21 protein-coding genes are annotated in these 16275 nt (G+C 37.7%); 4 read left to right on the forward strand and 17 right to left on the reverse strand.

The window, feature by feature from the left end; genetic code table 11:
- Positions 1-20: 20 nt before the first annotated feature.
- Positions 21-452 carry an NUDIX hydrolase gene (locus AC1ECF_RS15785; protein WP_480390391.1) on the forward strand — a complete coding sequence of 144 codons (432 nt, stop codon included), beginning with the start codon at positions 21-23 and terminating at the stop codon, positions 450-452.
- 123 nt (positions 453-575) lie between these two features.
- On the opposite strand, the gene AC1ECF_RS15790 is transcribed toward AC1ECF_RS15785, so the two are convergent.
- From AC1ECF_RS15790 to AC1ECF_RS15810, 5 genes are all read right to left on the reverse strand, one after another.
- Complete coding sequence (locus tag AC1ECF_RS15790) at positions 576-1019, reverse strand: hypothetical protein (RefSeq protein ID WP_480390392.1); 444 nt, start codon at positions 1017-1019, stop codon at positions 576-578.
- 90 nt (positions 1020-1109) lie between these two features.
- Positions 1110-1724, reverse strand: coding sequence for an ABC-2 transporter permease (locus AC1ECF_RS15795; RefSeq protein ID WP_480390393.1), 615 nt, complete (start codon positions 1722-1724; stop codon positions 1110-1112).
- Positions 1717-2586, reverse strand: a complete 870-nt coding sequence (locus AC1ECF_RS15800; RefSeq protein WP_480390394.1) for an ABC transporter ATP-binding protein — start codon at positions 2584-2586, stop codon at positions 1717-1719. Before AC1ECF_RS15800 ends, AC1ECF_RS15795 begins: the two co-directional genes overlap by 8 nt.
- A complete protein-coding gene (locus tag AC1ECF_RS15805; protein ID WP_480390395.1) occupies positions 2586-2963 on the reverse strand; it encodes a GntR family transcriptional regulator in 378 nt (125 codons plus the stop codon). The genes AC1ECF_RS15800 and AC1ECF_RS15805 overlap by 1 nt, the downstream gene beginning before the upstream one ends.
- Positions 2964-3460: 497 nt before the next feature.
- The gene (locus AC1ECF_RS15810) at positions 3461-4429 is read right to left on the reverse strand and encodes a M23 family metallopeptidase (protein ID WP_480390396.1); all 969 of its coding nucleotides are present in this window, start codon (positions 4427-4429) and stop codon (positions 3461-3463) included.
- A 183-nt stretch (positions 4430-4612) separates the two neighbouring features.
- On the opposite strand from AC1ECF_RS15810, the gene AC1ECF_RS15815 reads away from it, so the two are divergent.
- A complete protein-coding gene (locus tag AC1ECF_RS15815) occupies positions 4613-6280 on the forward strand; it encodes an S-layer homology domain-containing protein (protein ID WP_480390397.1) in 1668 nt (555 codons plus the stop codon).
- Positions 6281-6385: 105 nt separating this feature from the next.
- Here AC1ECF_RS15815 and AC1ECF_RS15820 read toward each other — a convergent pair whose 3' ends face one another.
- The 7 genes from AC1ECF_RS15820 to AC1ECF_RS15850 form a co-directional block, all read right to left on the reverse strand.
- On the reverse strand, positions 6386-6520 hold the full coding sequence (locus tag AC1ECF_RS15820) for a hypothetical protein (protein ID WP_480390398.1): 135 nt from the start codon (positions 6518-6520) through the stop codon (positions 6386-6388).
- 88 nt (positions 6521-6608) lie between these two features.
- Positions 6609-7778: a multidrug efflux MFS transporter NorA gene (gene norA / locus AC1ECF_RS15825; protein WP_480390399.1), complete on the reverse strand. Its 1170-nt coding sequence runs from the start codon at positions 7776-7778 to the stop codon at positions 6609-6611.
- 86 nt (positions 7779-7864) lie between these two features.
- Positions 7865-8701 carry a MerR family transcriptional regulator gene (locus AC1ECF_RS15830; RefSeq protein ID WP_480390400.1) on the reverse strand — a complete coding sequence of 279 codons (837 nt, stop codon included), beginning with the start codon at positions 8699-8701 and terminating at the stop codon, positions 7865-7867.
- A 471-nt stretch (positions 8702-9172) separates the two neighbouring features.
- Complete coding sequence (locus AC1ECF_RS15835; protein WP_480390401.1) at positions 9173-9505, reverse strand: antibiotic biosynthesis monooxygenase family protein; 333 nt, start codon at positions 9503-9505, stop codon at positions 9173-9175.
- A 434-nt stretch (positions 9506-9939) separates the two neighbouring features.
- Positions 9940-10434 carry a DUF2798 domain-containing protein gene (locus tag AC1ECF_RS15840; RefSeq protein ID WP_480390402.1) on the reverse strand — a complete coding sequence of 165 codons (495 nt, stop codon included), beginning with the start codon at positions 10432-10434 and terminating at the stop codon, positions 9940-9942.
- 142 nt (positions 10435-10576) lie between these two features.
- Positions 10577-11047: an NUDIX hydrolase gene (locus tag AC1ECF_RS15845; protein ID WP_480390403.1), complete on the reverse strand. Its 471-nt coding sequence runs from the start codon at positions 11045-11047 to the stop codon at positions 10577-10579.
- Between the two features lie 156 nt (positions 11048-11203).
- Entirely contained in the window at positions 11204-12178 is a 975-nt protein-coding gene (locus AC1ECF_RS15850) for an LCP family glycopolymer transferase (protein ID WP_480390404.1), read from the reverse strand.
- A gap of 424 nt (positions 12179-12602) precedes the next feature.
- On the opposite strand from AC1ECF_RS15850, the gene AC1ECF_RS15855 reads away from it, so the two are divergent.
- The gene (locus tag AC1ECF_RS15855; RefSeq protein ID WP_480390405.1) at positions 12603-12983 is read left to right on the forward strand and encodes a hypothetical protein; all 381 of its coding nucleotides are present in this window, start codon (positions 12603-12605) and stop codon (positions 12981-12983) included.
- A 56-nt stretch (positions 12984-13039) separates the two neighbouring features.
- On the opposite strand, the gene AC1ECF_RS15860 is transcribed toward AC1ECF_RS15855, so the two are convergent.
- From AC1ECF_RS15860 to AC1ECF_RS15870, 3 genes are all read right to left on the reverse strand, one after another.
- Entirely contained in the window at positions 13040-13273 is a 234-nt protein-coding gene (locus AC1ECF_RS15860; RefSeq protein WP_480390406.1) for a hypothetical protein, read from the reverse strand.
- Between the two features lie 115 nt (positions 13274-13388).
- Positions 13389-13760 (reverse strand): iron chaperone, encoded by a 372-nt coding sequence (locus AC1ECF_RS15865; protein ID WP_480390407.1) that lies wholly within the window; start codon positions 13758-13760, stop codon positions 13389-13391.
- Between the two features lie 167 nt (positions 13761-13927).
- On the reverse strand, positions 13928-14380 hold the full coding sequence (locus tag AC1ECF_RS15870; RefSeq protein ID WP_480390408.1) for an NUDIX hydrolase: 453 nt from the start codon (positions 14378-14380) through the stop codon (positions 13928-13930).
- 149 nt (positions 14381-14529) lie between these two features.
- Here AC1ECF_RS15870 and AC1ECF_RS15875 point away from each other — a divergent pair, with 149 nt between their 5' ends.
- Positions 14530-14967: a hypothetical protein gene (locus AC1ECF_RS15875; protein ID WP_480390409.1), complete on the forward strand. Its 438-nt coding sequence runs from the start codon at positions 14530-14532 to the stop codon at positions 14965-14967.
- Between the two features lie 49 nt (positions 14968-15016).
- On the opposite strand, the gene AC1ECF_RS15880 is transcribed toward AC1ECF_RS15875, so the two are convergent.
- Positions 15017-15457, reverse strand: a complete 441-nt coding sequence (locus AC1ECF_RS15880; protein ID WP_480390410.1) for an Hsp20/alpha crystallin family protein — start codon at positions 15455-15457, stop codon at positions 15017-15019.
- Positions 15458-15672: 215 nt separating this feature from the next.
- Positions 15673-15993 (reverse strand): DUF1700 domain-containing protein, encoded by a 321-nt coding sequence (locus AC1ECF_RS15885; protein ID WP_480390411.1) that lies wholly within the window; start codon positions 15991-15993, stop codon positions 15673-15675.
- Positions 15994-16275 lie beyond the last annotated feature (282 nt).

Here is a 16275-nt window from a genome sequence, read left to right on the forward strand (position 1 = left end):
ATTTAGATAGGGTGATTCGTATGTTTGTGGTAAATGTAGAAGGTGCTATTTATAAGACAGGCAAGTGGCTATTGATTCGCAGGAGCGAAAAGGAAGAGCACGCTGGTGGCGGACTATCCCTGGTAGGAGGAAAATGTGAGCTTGAAGGGTTCTCTTCTGATATTCTAGAAAGAACATTACATAGAGAAATTTTTGAAGAAGTTGGAATAGAGGTAGCAGAGCTACAATATGTGAACAGCTCCTCCTTTATAACTGATTCTGGTATCCATGTAATTGATATCGTATTCCTTTGTCAGTATCAATCGGGTGAACCGTATGCAAAAGCCGTAGACGAGGTCGATGATGTAATCTGGATGACCACTTCCGAGATACTTGCCCACCCAGAGCTCCCTGGGTACCTGAAGGAAAATGTAAAAAGAGCAGCAGCTATAAACCAGCCCCTTTCCATCTAACGGGGCTGGTTTTGACGTTCAAATGATTCTGCGTTCTCAAGAATGAATTTTTTCACAGAAGGGGCAACATCCTTAGGCTTTTATGAATCGGAAAATGATCTACTTACAGAATATTCCTAGCCACTATTTCACCTTAATAGAAAACACATCTTCCCCGTCGCCTCGCTTCCAATCGGCCATTATACGATAAACGTAGACACCTTCCTCGGAAGGTGCTTTTATCATGTCATCCTTTAGTTCTACAGCTTCGTGAGTTTTCTCACCTATCCATTTCTCCACTTCAATCAGGCCATCAATTGGCTCTCTAGAAAATTGTATTTCTATGTTCGCTCCTGGTGATACAGTTGTCGGTTCATGGTTTCTAGCCATATCAATTGTTCCTGTGAATGCCATATCTGCACATCTAGCAATCAAGATTCCATCCCAGCAATAGGAGCCTTTCGTTGTAGGAATTTTCTCTTCTCCAACAGTTACCTTTGGTGTAGGAGGTTCTCCGCGAAATGGTTCATAGATAAATATCCACGCCACACAAACGACTATCATCAATCCTATAAGGAACTTCCTCATCGAATCTAACCCCCTTTATAAAATAGTAGACGTTCCACAACCAATATTTGTAACAAATAAAAAAACACCCCACAAAGGAGTGCCAATGATTTAAAATGCCTTTCTCATATAAATACGTATAGAAAGCAGCCAAGATGCAAAGTAGATAGCTAAAATGATACCCGAAGCATAAAGAAATAATTGTGTATCGGAAAGAGCTAGGACATGTCCAACAAACTCCCTTATTTTATCATTAAGGGCAAAGATATTCGCAAAAACCATATAGACTACAAATAAAACCATTACTCCGATTAACAGAAACTGGGATTTAAATTTAAATGAAAAAGGAAACATAAATGAAACAGCAAGTAAAACGATTCCTACTATCAGCAGCATTTCCTTCCATACAAATAACTCTTTGCTTCCATTAATTAAATAGTCACCTACATAGATGAAGCATACAGAGAATGCGGTATAGACCAAAGCACCAATATATTTCGAACTGACAATTTCCCTCCTTGTATAAGGTAAGGAGTTGAGTAAAGTTTGAATGCTGGCTTTCTCATCTATACTAAACGTATTCATGGCAACGACAATACTGAACCAAATTCCTAGCCACATAAACGAAATACCATCGTTTAGAAGTAAAAAGGCAACTAGAATAGCAATAAGAATCAGGAAAGTCCTTTTTTGTGTTAAGATATCTTTCCACAAGAGTCTAAGCATAAGAAAGTCCCCCTTGTTTGGTATAATACATAATATCCTCGAGCGATGGCTTTTCGATCACTACCGTTTCACCAAATATGCCAGCTACGTGGTTTTTATTATTGGTTAATGCTTCAAATCCACTATTGGTCTTCTTAACTGCAATAAATTCACGTTCCACTTCCCGATCTAATAAATCAAGCGTCCCCTTTACGATGGCATACTCTTCTTCTATTTTATAAAACTCCTTTGTAAAAATAAGCTTTCCGTCATGAATGAAAGTAATGTAGTCCGCAATGCGATCTAAGTCTGTCGTAATATGAGTAGAAAAGAAAATGGTTTTATTCTCATCCTGCATTAACTCATGTAAAATATCTAACAGCTCTCTTCGAAAAATGGGATCAAGACCCGATGTTGGTTCATCCATAATGATTAGTTCAGCATGATGAGACAAAGCAAAAGCTAGAGAGACCTTCATTTTCATTCCTTTTGAAAAAGTCTTAATGGCTTTATTAAGTGGGAGCTCGAAGTATTCTACATAATGCTTAAAAATCTTATCATCCCACTTCTTATAAGAAAGACGCATAATTCTTTTCATCTCTTTTAATGTAAGATTTTCATAGTAGATATTGTCGTCATAGACAAAGCCTATTCGTTCCTTAATCTCCTTCTCATGTTCCTTGTAGTTCAGACCAAAAACAGAAACGGACCCACTATCCGGCTTCAACAGATTCATAATCAGTTTAATGGTCGTTGATTTGCCCGCTCCGTTTCCACCGATAAATCCATTCACATACCCCTTTTTTACCGTTAAAGATAAATCCTTTAGTTCAAACCCCTTAAATGTTTTACGAACGTTTTGACATTCAATTACATTCTCCATTATTCATCCTCCTCATAGAGTAAGGTCAGTAATTCCTTTAGCTCTTCCAGACTCATCCCCAGCTCTTTACTATTGTGAATGGCATGTAATAGCGTTTCCTCCATGACCTTCATTTTTCTTTCCTTGACCATTTCCATGTTTTGCTCGGAAATAAAGGAGCCCTTCCCAACAACAGAATAGATAAAACCGTTTTTTTCGAGCTCCTCATAAGCACGTTTTGTGGTAATGAGACTAATATTTAAGTCCTTTGCAAGCTGACGCATGGACGGAAGCGATTCTCCCTCCTGCAATTCACCAGTTAGGATTAGCTTTTTCACCTGGTTGGTTATCTGCTCGTAAATCGGCTCTTTTGAGTTATTCGAAATAATTATTTGCATGCAAAAACCTCTTTTTGTTATTAATGTATATATACTATATACACAATATACACAAAATCAAGAAGATTGGCAAGTGTAAATTTTCAAATATTTTTGCACAGTAAGGATAAGAGTCAAAACCTATTCTTTAATGGAATATTTCCTTTTTGAAATTTATTGATGAAAGTTTATGTATAGTAAGAAGCTCTATTGGTTCGTAGTAGCGTCGGCGACTCCTACAGGGGTAGGGAGACAGGTGAGACATAGCAACGGCACGCGACAGCGTTCGGCTATGGCTCATTTTAAGGATGGAAAACTAGGAACGTCACATCGTGTGACAACGTTTTCCTGACCAACATCCTGTTGGCCCGTGGAAAGCGCCCGACGCAGCGGAGAACATCAGTCTCAAAAAATAGAGAGCACTTATGTTTTATCCTATTAAAGAATCAAAAGTGTTTCTCATTAAATTTTACTCATAAAAATAACCACCTACTTAAACTAAGTAGGTGGTTTATATCCTATTTAAACAACTGAGAGAATAATCGACCTATACTAACAAAAATATCCCCTATGGTGAATGCCGTATCAATTCGATCAAATTTATCATCCTCTTTTTGACTACGTGTGTGAGATACAGTCTCTCCTTGGATCGGCTCATTCCCCTTCAAACGGATTCTAATGGATCTACCAGAATAGAAATCGAGCGAGTCTGTCACTTGGAAATGTAAATGGGCCTCGGAGGAATTACCTGAGTTCCCACACTGCCCAATTACTTGTCCCCGCAGCACCATATCTCCTTCTTTCACTAAAATGGAGCCCTTCTTCATATGTGCTAGCATCGAATATTCTTCATGCTTATGTTCAATAACCACGCAGTTCCCCTCAGGGATTGCCTCATTCATCACTCCAGGAACATTATCCTCTACCCCATCCTGAACCTTTACTACCCTTCCTTCCAGAGGAGCGACAATATCCTTTCCAAAGGCATAGTAGTCTTCATTTTGCTCTCCCGTCCCCTTAAAGGATTGCCAATCCTCTTGTAGCACCAAGTCGTAAGCGTACCTTTGCTGCTCATAGATGTAATGGTAGTTAATAAATTCGTTCGTGCCTCCCCAAAAAACAAGCCAACCTTCTGCAACAGGCATTTGGTAAGTATTCTTCGTATAGGCTTTATCGCTTTTTGGAAAGCTCACAAATGGTCTCAAATAAATGCTATGTATCACATCTTGATCGTCAAAAGAGACTGCTATCCCCTTTTTACGCTTGGTATCTAGCCAAATAAATTGCGTTAAGTTTTGCACGGTTGTGCTCATTTCTAACTTATACCCTTTTACGCCTTTATTATAGTCCTTTGCCATTTGCTCAAATTGATCTAAGGTTACCAACGCTTGAAATTCTTGCGTAGCTTGCGAGTAGATAGATGCAAACTTTTCTTGAATAAAAGATTCTCCAAAACTGTAAGGTGTCAATTCCCCTACATCGTTCATATAACCACCACCTCCCTTTAGAATAGCCTTCCTCTTATACGTCAAACAACCGAAAAAGGTTCATTTTTCCGTTTATTTCAAAAAAGGCAGTTCTCCCCAATTAAACAGGGAGAAGGATAGATTTAGTAATGAAGTTGTCCCAGTTATAATAAAATTCATGTGTTTATTTGGAGGGATTGTCAATTGAAGAAATGGCTAGCAGTAAGTACATTTGCCCTCATGCTCCTTTTAGGTTGCAATACGAGTGCACAAGCAACATATTTTGAGAAATTTATGAAAGAGGCACCGGTTTGGTCCCCGGAAACTCGCTTGGAGAAAGTACCCGACTATTCATACGACTACTATCGCATTCAATTAGAAAAGGATTCGTATGTCAACTTCACCTTTGATGACCCAGCCAAAGGCGAAATATTACTATCGATTATAGAGGATAATGGTTCAACCCATGGTCGCACCATTGTATCCTTGCGAACTACGGAGAAAGATGGAAATATAAATCAAACGACGGAACAGCTCCAGCTACGAGCTGGTACATACTATATTCGTCTGGATGGTCCCGATGAAGAAGCGTATAATGCCATCTACTCTATCTTACCATTGAAATCATCTATCGATTTAGAACCAAATGATTCAAGAGCTCAAGCAAACCCACTTATGCTTAACGAAAAGGTTAAAAATATTGGAAGTGCCTCTGATTCTGAGGACTTTTATTCGTTTACAATTGACAAGCCAAGCAAGGTGACACTTGCCACAGATGCTTTTATGCCTAACTCATATCCCGACCTCAATGGTCGTTTATATGTAGAGGTCTTTGATGAAGAGGGCAGAATCTATTTATCTACCATGACCTCTCAAACATGGTCTAAGAATGATATAGAAATGCTGCTACCTGGGAATTATTATGCCAAGGTCAGCCGTAGTACTATGTCCTACAATCCGTATTATGAATTCACTATACAGACAGAGGAAATCACGCATCCTGAAACCTTTAAAAATAGCATTTTCGGAACATCACTTCTAGAGGGGCAGGAAATAAGAGGCTTTTTATCTCGCAATGATGAATACTTCTTTAGCTTAGATCGGGAACAAAAGATAAAAATTACTGTTTCTACAGACTCTCCACAGTTGATGTCGGGGATATTATTCTCCATAGACAAAGATGGGAATGAAGAACAAGTCTACAATCGTATTACTTACGATGAACAAAAAGGATTACTAACCGTTACTGTTTTCTTGCAGCCGGGTAACTACTTGTTCGAACCAAGTACATTACACGCTAAGACAGATGAAGTAAATTATCAAATGATGTTCACGGAAGTCACCTATAAGGATATTCCTTCTCACCACCGCTATTATGAAGAAATCATGAGCCTATCCACAAAAGGCATTATTAATGGTTATACTGACGGTACGTTTTTACCGACAGAGGCCATCACACGTAGACAGGTATTCACCATGCTTTCTCGATATGATGAATTACCATTGTCTAAAATACGAGAGATGGTTTCCTTTCAAGATGTAAAGCATTTTAGTACCGATTATCTGCTAATCCAGTCGTTTTATGAAGCCGGAGTCGTGGATGGTAGCAATGGCAAGATGAATCTCTCACAAAATTTAACTCGCGCACAGCTAGCGAAAATTTTAGTAAAAGCATTTGATTTAAAGCTAGAAGGAGATGCTCCTGAGTGGAAGGACGTTGGCTCAACTCACGGTTCCTATGAATATATCCAAATTCTTGCATCACACGGGATTACTACTGGAGATAACGGCAACTTCATGCCAAATAGACCAGTAAGCCGCGAGCACTTTTCTGTATTCTTACATCGCACGCTGCAGCTAAGGACGAAATAAGAATTATGAAAGACAAGCAGTGATACAATAGGACGGAATCACTTAGATATCATCTAAATTTATTGCGGTACAAAAAATAGCCCCTATCCCACGAAAGGATAGCGGCTATTTTTTATCAGTTAACTTTCCTGCAATGAAACCTAACAGCACATTTGTCACTATAAGCGGTGTAGCTTCTCCCGCAACAATAAACGTAAGAATTCCTCCAACCGCTCCAAATAATAATCCATTCACACTCATTGAAGCTCTCTCCCTTCACCGTCCCCCTCTATATTACCATATAAAGGATAAAGGTTTGCAGAGAATCAGGTGCTTCCCAAACAAGCGCTTATGCCAAATTCTTTGGCATCTTCCAAAATAACGCTACCACCAAGCAAAGAACCAACGTAATAGCAGCAAAGTAATAAGGATAGTCAATATCCACATCAAACAATACTCCACCTAAAACCGGGCCGATTACATTTGCAAGAGAGGTAAACATCGAGTTCATCCCCCCAACAAAGCCCTGATCATTCCCAGCTATTTTAGATAAATAATTTGTAGCAGCAGGACGAATTAAATCAAATCCTACAAAGACAACAAAAGTTACTAGTAATACGGTCCAATATGAATTTACAACCGTTAGCATAAAAACTAAAATAGCCGAAAGGAGAAGAGAATAACGAATCAATACTATTTCTCCAAGCCTTTGCGTTAATCGGTCAAATAGAAGGACCTGTGCAATTGCCCCAACGATTGCACCTCCAGTAATGGCGATAGCAATATCAGAAGGGGTAAAAGCAAACTTATGATCTACATATAAGCTAAAGAATGATTCAAATGCAGCAAGTCCAAACGAGGAAATGAATATGACGATAAAGGCAATCAAGAATATAGGAATAAATATTTTCCTGATTCCTTTTGTTTTTGGTAAACCTATATGCTCTTCTTGTATCTGACGAGTTGGTTCCTTTAATAATATAATGGACAGCACTGCTGCTACTGTTCCAAGTACTGCCGCAGAGTAAAATGGTACCCTTGTTCCTATTTCTGCCAGAAAACCACCAATTCCTGGTCCGATAATAAATCCTGTACTAATAGCTGCTGACATATAGCCAAGTGCCTTTGGTCTAGTACGATGCGTCGTAATATCAGCAATAAAGGCAGTAACAGCAGGCATAATAAATGCCCCACTAATACCTCCTAATATACGGGAGATAAATAAAACTTCAATTGTTTTTCCAATTCCAAATAAAAACTCCGAGAAAGCAAAGATAAACAATCCAAGCACAATCATTATTTTCCGACCATACCGGTCAGCCGCTTTTCCCGCAAATGGGGAAACAATCAGCTGTGCCAACGCAAAGGAAGCCGTTAAATAACCAACAACCTTCCCATTTATATTTAATTCGTTCATAATCGTTGGCAATATAGGTATCACAAGCCCTATACCCAAAAAGGCTATAAATAAGTTTCCTAACAATATAGATAATGTAAGATTTTCTTTTATTTTTTGCATCGTGTTTGCTCCATTCTTTCCATGATGATTACGGAATCATCTCCTTTAACAAGATAAACCCTATAGTAACTATAGGGTCAACTTAATTAGCTTTTTATTTTTACCTTTAGTTCAATTATGTACTGATTTTCATGACGTGGAGAATAATGCATTGGCATAAAAAACTCATATACTTCTGGTTCTACTGTTAATTGTTGCTCTTGTATATACGTATACAATTTCTGAAACTGTTCTAAATAAGCATCTACCGAAAAGATAAAAGAAATACATACATAACGTCCTGACTGGTATTTCAACACTCCCATATCATCTGACAAATGCTGTAGATAGCGATTGGTTAAAATGGGGGTAAATATGCGTTCATAAGAAATTTCTTTTATAGAGTTATATGATTGAAAGGAAAATGTACTCCCATACCTACCTGTCGTCAAACTATTTTCATTCTCTATCGTTTTCATCAGCTCACTGTAATATTCGTTCGGAATAAAATCTGGAGTTGCATTTTCTACTTGAATATAAAGTAATCGAGCCTCCTCCTCTTCCTTTATATAAACCTCATCAAAAACGGATATAGCAAGCTGCTCCTCCATCTGTTTTTTTGTTTTTAGAAGTGTGTATTGGACTTCTTGAAGTCGTTGAATGCCAGATTCAATGGCTTTTTCTTGCTCTGATAGGAACTCTACCAATTCTTCCAGCGAAGAATGCTGCATTTGCTTAATCGTTTCTAATGGTGTCCCTACATATTTGAGTGCCTTTATTAAATCCAAATAGTAAAATTGAGATTCATCATAATAACGGTAATTGGTTACCGGATCCTTATATATTGGTTTGAACAAATTGATTTGATCATAATAACGTAGTGTTTGAATCGAAACGTTCATCAACCTGGCCATTTCCCCTATGGAATAATACTTGTTGGACATATTAGTCACCTCTTCCACTAGCATATACAAAATCACTATTGTAATACTAGTACTAAATTCGAATAGGTAGAAGCCCTATAAAAAAGGAAAAGAGGTCGGGATATAACCCTAGCCCTTCTTAATGAACTATATCCTTTTGGGAATTGTTAATCAAAACTTTATTTTTAGTAAGTAACTCTATTGGTTCAGAGCAGCGTCGGCGACTCCTGCGGGAGCAGGGTGGTAGGCAAGACAGCACAGCCGTACGCGTAAGCGTTGGGTGCTGTCTTGCCTAGTGGAGGGAAAACTAAGAACGTCACGTCGTGTGACAACGTTTTCCTGACCAACATCCTGTTGGCCTCCGGGAAAGCGTCCGACGTAGCGAAGAACCTGAGGTTCAAAAAAAGAAAGCAGTTATAATTCTAATCGTAATATAGAATCATAACTGCTTCTCATTTTATTTATCCCGGCCTCTATCTTTTATATACTTGCTTATTCTACTACTGTGTATTTGCCACTTTCCACAGAAATAACATATTCTGGTTGAGGTGGTTTTCCACCGTGCTCTTTAATTTTGTTCTTGTGGCCAGCGATATGCTCTGGGCTCTTTTCCCAAGCCTTCCATGCTTCCTCAGACTCCCATCGCACCATCATGATAACCTCTTCTTCTCCACGGCGGACATTCTTCACAAGAATTTCACGACCCACAAAGCCTTCTCGTTGTTCAAGTAAGGATGGACCATCACCAGACTTCTTTTTAAAGCGCTCAATTATTTTATCTGCATTTCCTTCTGTTACAACCCATTTACGCATTTGAACGAACATATATCTTTCACTCCATCCTTATTAATATAGTAATCTTCTTATAATTGTATACATACGTATACACCAAGTCAAACTTAATAAATAAAGTGAAACTTTGATTGGTGGGGGTTTTCTTTCATCCCCCACCAATCATTAGTTGAACCAATCAGGCTTTTAGGGACAGTTGATCTCCCATTTAGCTGTCTCGTTTCTTTTGCCATCTTGAAGTGGGAGTCTTACTGTCCCTTAATGCGGGATAAAGTGAAACTTTGATTGGTGGGGTTTTCTTTCATCCCCACCAATCATTAGTTGAACCAATCGGGCTTTTAGGGACAGTTGATCTCCCACTTAGCTGTCTCATTTCTTTTGCCATCTAGAAGTGGGAGTCTTACTGTCCCTTAATGCGGGATAAATAAAAACTCCCATTGAAATAAAATTTTCAATGGGAGTGTAGACTACAATGCTAATTTTCTTTCTTGATTTTCATGCATCTTTTTCATCACAAGCCGAGCAATTGGTTGTGCAACCAGCAATTCAATCCAAAATGCTATACCAAAGTTTCTTGGCCAGATGTGTAAGAAGTTTTGGAACGGTTCCATTGAAATTTCTTTCGTTCCGACCCATGTCCCTATGATAGACAAACAAATAGAAAGAACTGTTACATTTAATAAAGTGTTTAATAATATCCTTGCATTAAATCCGTCCGTTTGTCCCACAAACTTCGGCATAATTTTTCCAACAAGCGGACCTGCTACTAATCTTACTAGTAAGATTACAATCACCCACATAATCGGGATTATTTTTAATGTATCTAAGTAGACATCCATACTGAATCCACGTTCCAAACCCATTATAATTGGAGCAATCGTGTTTACAGAAATGATTGAAATAATCAACATAAATAGGATTCCTTCTTTTGCATTGTGAGGCAGTCTATTTTCTTTGTGCATATTTTCATCTCCTAAAAATTTATTCAGATGGCATATGTTAAAGCACTAAAAAAAGCACGACCTTCAGATGGCCATGCTGCTTTCCTGCACACTGACTGAAACATTATAACACTTTTTTTAAAATTTGAGGCACCCCTATTTTTTAGAAAGTAGGGGTAAATTCTTCTAAAATTCTCGGAATATATGGTTCTATGTAATTGCGATATGACTCGATCAAATCTTCTGGCATGTCAGTAAGAGGGTAATACTCCATTGCACTTGATTCTGATAAATCAACTCTTATATCTCCGCTTTGTTTTCTTGAATAGTAAACGGCTGTTACGGAATATAACTCATCACCGTTATTCATCTTTAAATAGTAATCAGCCCCAGAAAATATCCCTAGAAGCTTTAGCTCATCAATTTCCAAGCCGGTCTCTTCCAATACCTCTCTTTTAGCAGTTTGCTCTAGGCTCTCTCCCATCTCCATTAATCCTCCAGGCAAGCCGTACCCACCATCGATTCTCTTTTGCAATAAAACTTCATTGTGCTCGTTCAATAGTATGACTACTGCACCAGGTAAAATAATCGGTTGATGCCCTATATATTGACGTAAGTATTTATAATACTCCATAAAGTTATCCCCTTTGTATAGAATCAGTATGGTAAAGCGCAGTTATTAGCTTTTGGTTATAGCAAGCAAATAGAAAGAGCCATCCACTTCGTCATCAGACGATTGGATAGCTCTCATTTTAACATATTCATTTTACAATAATAAGAATATTCTTTTTTATTGCTCAGGCAACGTATTTTCCTGTACTACCTGTATACCTTTTAAATGATCATTTAACTCCTTCGAGATAGCTGCTACTTCTTCTTCATCCAAGACGTAGTACCAATATCCATCTATACGACTACCTACCCCTTTTTCAAATGCCAATTGCTCAATGTTTCTGTCTAGTTTACTATAGAGCTTTTGCATATTCATTATCTGGGATTTCGTGAAGTTCATTTGAACATTGTCTCCTAGAACTTCAAAAATATCATCGATCTTTAAAAGGATAGAAGGATTTTTTGCTTTGTTTAAGAGTGCCTCGATTAGTTGCTTTTGGCGTATTTGTCTGCCGAAGTCTCCTCTTGGATCTTCATAGCGTATACGAGAGAAAACTAATGCTTCCTCTCCAGTTAAGTTTACTGTTCCCTTTGGAAAAGAGTAATGTTGATGCTGTAAATCCATATCGTTTTCAATTTCTACGCCACCTAGCTCATCAATAATCGATAGAAAGCCTTCCATATTTACAGATACATAAAAGTCGATTGGAATATTTAATGCCTTTTCCACCGTATCAATCGTCATCGGAATTCCTCCGCGAGCGTAAGCATGGTTTATTTTCTCCACTGTTCCGTTGCCCACTATCTCTACACGTGAATCACGGGGAATACTTAGCATCTTCATGGTCCCTAAATCAGGGTTAACTGTTACGACAATCATCGTATCTGTTCTTCCTGCGTCATTCTCCCGTTCATCTACGCCCATTAATAATACAGAGAATGGCTCTGTATGAGGAAGCTTCTCAGATTCAGCAATCAGCTCATTGTCATCTGTATCGCTCATTTTATCTAATGCTTGTTGGAATTTCATATAGTTATAGCCTACAAATCCACCTACTGCAAGAAAAAGTGCTAGAAACACAGTCAGGAAGACTTTAAATTTCTTATTTATTTTTTTCTTTTTTCTATTTATTCGAGATAATTGGTTTGACATCTGAATGTTCCTTTCTCTATATCTAACACAGCCTTATCCATTATACATAAACAAATTTACATTTAAACACTAAGATTATTACAGATATATTTCGAATTCCACCATTATATATGAAAATGAATAAATATAAAACAACTTATTTCTGGTTGAGAGCCTCTCATTTTCCAAACCGTCAACTAAAGTCGAGGTAAATCAACCAAATAATTCTCGGACAAGAACCCTACATCAGTAACAGACACGACCTAGACCATTATACTCTCAACAGACCCCATTATATTCGCCATAAACAAACTAGTGGGGAAGGAACAAATCGAATGAGTAGCATTTACGATTCCACAATACGTGTAGAACTATAAGAATGTCTAATCCAACAGCTTAGAAAGCCATATATTATAGGGAATTAAGTGTGTAAGGAGGTGATTTTATGCAATTTTTTTCACCGTTTCCAAGGAATCCACAAAATTTTTACGACCAGCCTAACCAGCGGCCTTTTCATCCGTTTCCTAACAGAGAAAGCCAGCCATACATTCCGCCCCATATGAGAAGACAAGAGCAATTCTATTCTCCTTATGTAAGAGGAGAAGAACAAACACATTTCCCCAATAACATAGGGAGGCAAGAACAATCCTTTTTCCCTCCCAATGCAAGAGGACAAGGACAATTTTTCTCTAATCCGAATGCCAGATCCGGTATGTTAGGAAACCTCCCGAATCATATAGGGACCCTCATGAACCATGCAGGCACCTTGAATAATGGACTTAATATGATGAGACAAGTCGGATCATTTATGGGGTTCTTTAGATAATAAAAAAGCCGGTGTTCCTTTTAACTAGGACATCGGCTATCACCTTATAAGCGAACTTATTTCAGAAAATAATTTCCTCTATCCATATCATCAAGCGGTATCATATTATGCTCCATCCACTTTTCCTTTTCGCGCTCTACCGCTCTATTTTGCCATTCAAACCACATATGGACACATTCACTGCAATGGCTCTCTACTCCACTATTATTATGCATATCTCTTCGCACAAACAATGTCACTTTTCTGCAGCTATAGCAATAAAGATGCTTTTCATCATCTCGGATAATCATGCAGGCATCCCTCCAATATACAACAGTCATTGTCTATTGTTCAGGAAATTATTCACCTGCCAATGGAGAAGATTATCAATTACATAAGCAGCTCCCTTAACATCCATAAAACCTCTTATTTTCTCCAAAATGTGGAGCAATTCGCTTTATCCAATATGTTAAACTCAATTATCTTTTCTAATAATAAATAATCGACTGGTTGCTCCCATTTAATTCGAATGAGCTCCTTGGTCTGCTCATAGCCCGCCTGCCCTATATCATCGGACAAATGAGTGATAGCCACTCTTTCAGGAGCAACTGCTAAATGCTTCTTTGCCACACTAAAACCAATTATAAATGTTCCGTGTTCCGTAAACATAGGCTGGTTCCATGCAATTTTAGGTACTAAATCCGGAAACTTTTTTACTATCCAGGATAATACCTCTTCCGTCCGTTCACGTTGCTGTGGATTATCCATTTGGGCTAAATAAGCTGCAAATACTTCCATACCACTATCTCCTTATCTATAGTGAGATATCTAATAATCACTTTCTCCTTTTAACCTTCGTACTTCTCTTTCTAAATAATCAATTCTTCTGCGAATCCTATAGAAAATAGGTAAATATGCTATCACAACAATCAGTAACTATCCCATTTTCCAAACTCTCCATCATTCTATTCTTTTATTAAATGAAGCTTTAAAGCTTTGTCATAAGCCATTGATAGAAGATCCATTCTAAATTTATTGTAGGGCTCCAGCTTGGAGATCATTTTTTTCGCAGTTTCGAAATTAAAAATAACATAGCCTGATTTTTCATAGTCAAACGAATAAGGAAGAAACTCTTGAACTTTTACAAAGAACCATATTGTATAGGTATCAGTGGATTCCCAATACCAGGAGGCAAACGGAATCTCCTCACTATTTATGATTATTCCTACTTCCTCCATGGATTCACGTCTTAACGCTTCCTCTATACTTTCTTCCCCATCTATTCTCCCACCTATGGTCGTAAGTAGTTGTTCTTCTCTGTCCCAAGCCATCACTATGTCGCCATTTTCCATAAGAGGTATACAGTGTACTCCTGCAATTTTTTTGTCAGCAGGTAATATGTTAATAGCTTTTAACATTTTTTACTCCTCCTCTTCCCACTCTATGATACCATTTATATCCATAAACTGTTAGAATATTAAGTATATTTATGCTATACTATTCATCTATATTTAAGAAAACAGGATACTAATCGTTTGTGGTTAGAAGATGAATGGGAGGAAGAGCTTTGAATGATAAACGTTTACTAATTTCCATTTCTATCTCCGTAGCAATTATACTTCTATTATCATTTATGGATAACATGATCTATAATAGTGTCGCTGATGGAACCCTACCCATTAGCATCATTTCTGCTTCGATAATAGGACTTTGTTACGCAGAAAAAAAGAGAAAATATATCAGAGTACTTCTGTTAATTTGCTTGTCCATTTATATTGTTCTGCCTGAATATACAATCGCCCAGGCAGAGGGATCGTTAAACAAAGAGTTACCAGAAGACATTATCCTTTCAAGATTACCAAACTCCCCTATGGGTCCAGATGGTTTCGACCCTTTTTCAGCTAAATGGTTTTATACGTTCCAAGTAACCGAATCTTCCGGCGCAAAGTATTTCATTCTCTTCAACCCCAATTCAGGCAAATATTTTCAAACCAAGAGCCTATAGAATAAAGCGCTGTTCTTTATAACAGAACAGCGCAGCATCCTATACATTTTTAACTAAAATCTATATCTATCTGCTTTCTGCTATCTACCACGAGCTTTGGCATTCTTACTTCTAGCACACCTTTTTTATAGGTTGCTTTTACTCCCTCATTTGATACCGGGCTAGGAAGAGAGACTACTCTTTGGAAGCGGCCAACATACCTTTCCTTTTTATACGTATTTCCCTCTTCTAAATCACTCATGTTATTGACAGAACCACTGATACTTAACCGATTGTAATCAATATCGATCACTAGATCATCCTTCTTTTCAAGTCCCGGAATATCACAAGTCGCTACAACTTCATTTGTTGTTTCATATACATCTAAGCGGAAGCCCCCCAAGCCCTGTATATTTCCAAAACCAAAAGGAAATTCCGAGAATACCCTTTCCACTTCCCTGCGCATCATATCGGAAATCTGTTTGAAAGAATCATATGGCTGTAAATCCATTGTCATTTCCCCCTTGTCTTCTATATAAAAATGTTATTCGGACCATGGAGAAAATGTGATTTGGCTTGGGGTGTAGGTTAATGTTGAAAACAGAAGAATAAAAAAACCATCTTATAATTCCCACTTCTTTCTTTTTCACTTACATAAAAAATCGCTTGCTCATTAAAGTATAAGCAAACGATTTTCTATTACTATTTTTCTAGTACCAACACATCCTATTTAACGTAAATTATTCTTTTGTTATATTGAATGTATTTTGCAAAAAAAGTACCTAAATACCGAGTTGCTTTCAGCGCAAGCGGGATCAACCAAACACCTATGAGTAAAACAACACAGCTAAGAAGGGTTTGCATCATATCAAATTCTTGAATGCCTAGCTGGTTCACTATCACTAATAGAAGCGGAGATAAAATAAAAGAAATTGCAATAATCCACAGTGAAAAAAGAAGTGAGACCAGTGTTATCGCAAACCCTAAGAAGAGAACTATATTAAAAAATAACACGCCGAATAAAGCAAAATAATTGATTCTTTCCATACGAGCCCTCCTATCCTAAAATGCTAGAAGCATTATTTATTTCCTCTTCTCCATTATATATATGTCTCTATAGAGGTAATCAGCCTCTAGACCGATTTCTGCAAGATATAACCAAAAATGATTCAATATAGAAACTTTCGACCATTTCTCACTATCTCACCTGCTCTTTATGGTTTAATAAGATTATTAGAGATAAAGTGAAACTTTGATTGGTGGGGTTTTCTTTCATCCCCCACCAATCATTAGTTGAACCAATCGGGCTTTTAGGGACAGTTGATCTCC

Source organism: Psychrobacillus sp. Z3-81 (genome assembly GCF_056620325.1).